General features: G+C 68.5%; 2 protein-coding genes. Both read left to right on the top strand.

The genetic code is table 11. From position 1 onward, the window contains the following. Positions 1-96 precede the first annotated feature (96 nt). On the top strand, positions 97-333 hold the full coding sequence (locus tag FKP22_RS30810; RefSeq protein WP_141291986.1) for a hypothetical protein: 237 nt from the start codon (positions 97-99) through the stop codon (positions 331-333). A 98-nt stretch (positions 334-431) separates the two neighbouring features. After that, positions 432-1,199 carry a Crp/Fnr family transcriptional regulator gene (locus FKP22_RS30805; protein ID WP_141291985.1) on the top strand — a complete coding sequence of 256 codons (768 nt, stop codon included), beginning with the start codon at positions 432-434 and terminating at the stop codon, positions 1,197-1,199. The last annotated feature ends 65 nt before the right edge of the window (positions 1,200-1,264 follow it).

The following is a 1,264-nucleotide window of genomic DNA, read 5'->3' as shown; positions in this document are numbered from 1 at the left end:
CCCGCTGGGCCATGCGGTACGAGGCCTGGCAGGCCGGCCACGACGCCCATCGCTCAGGCAAGCCGGACGCGCCGTCGTCAGGCCCGGAAGCAGGGCATGACACCCATCAGTGAGGTTCGCGCCGGTGTGGCCACTGCCTGTTTCGAGTTGCTTTACGAGTCGCTGCATGGCGGACGGGGCTTTTCCTTCCCTTGCAATGCGGGCGGCGAAGTCGAGATCGACCAGCTGAGCGACAACGGCAGGAGGTTCTACCTGGTGGCCAGGGCGCTGGTGGGCTCGGAATACGCGATACCGCGCGTCCGGCCCGTGCTGCCCAGGGATCCCAACGCATAGCGATGCGGCCCCCCGGCGTGTGCTGCCATACTGCCTGACCAGTCCGGCCCGGGTTGCCGCCCCGGCACCCGTCGGCACTGGCCCCTGCGGGAGGCGCCATGGCGAGCAGTCCAGATCCGAAGCAAAACCGCCTGCTCGCGGCCTTGCCTGCCGACGAATGGGCCAACTGGTTGCCCATGCTGGAGCCGGTGGAGTGGCCATTGGGCGAGGTGCTCTACGAGTCCGGCATGGGCATGACCCATGTCTACTTCCCCACCACCGCCATCGTTTCGCTGCTGTATGTGATGGAAGACGGCGACTCGGCCGAGATCGCCGTGGTGGGCAATGAAGGCATCGTCGGGATTTCGCTGTTCATGGGCGGCGAGACCACCACCAGCCGCTCGGTGGTGCAAAGCGCGGGGGCCGGTTTTCGCATGCGCGGCCCCTTGCTGAAGGCCGAATTCAGCCGCTCGGTCGCGGTCATGCACCTGCTGCTGCGCTACACCCAGGCGCTGATCACGCAGATGGCGCAGACGGCCGTCTGCAACCGCCACCATTCGCTGGACCAGCAGCTGTGCCGCTGGTTGCTGCTCAGCCTGGACCGCCTGCAGGGCAACGAGCTGGTGATGACGCAGGAGCTGATCGCCAACATGCTGGGCGTGCGCCGCGAGGGTGTGACCGAGGCGGCGGCCAACCTGCAGCGCGCCGGGCTCATCCAGTACCGCCGCGGCCACATCACCGTGCTGGACCGTCCCGGGCTGGAGCGGCGCACCTGCGAGTGTTATGCCGTGGTCCGGGCGGAGTACGAGCGCCTGCTGCCCAGGGGCGGCAGCAATGCCGCCAGCGGCAGCGGCCGCGAGCTCACGGCGTGCGATGGTGCTGCATGAAAAACCGCAGCATGGCCTCGGTGGCGTCCGGTCCGCGAGGGTCGGTGTAGGAGCCTGCCGGCCGG

It is taken from the genome of Ideonella azotifigens (assembly GCF_006519715.1).
Taxonomy (GTDB): Bacteria; Pseudomonadota; Gammaproteobacteria; order Burkholderiales; family Burkholderiaceae_C; genus Ideonella; species Ideonella azotifigens.
Note: the sequence above shows the minus strand (reverse complement) of the source record. Positions and strands in the feature narration are given on the sequence as shown.

Coding starts and splice junctions, on each gene's coding strand:
- FKP22_RS30810 (WP_141291986.1), top strand. CDS start 97: ATGACACCCATCAGTGAGGTTCGCGCCGGTGTGGCCACTGCCTGTTTC.
- FKP22_RS30805 (WP_141291985.1), top strand. CDS start 432: ATGGCGAGCAGTCCAGATCCGAAGCAAAACCGCCTGCTCGCGGCCTTG.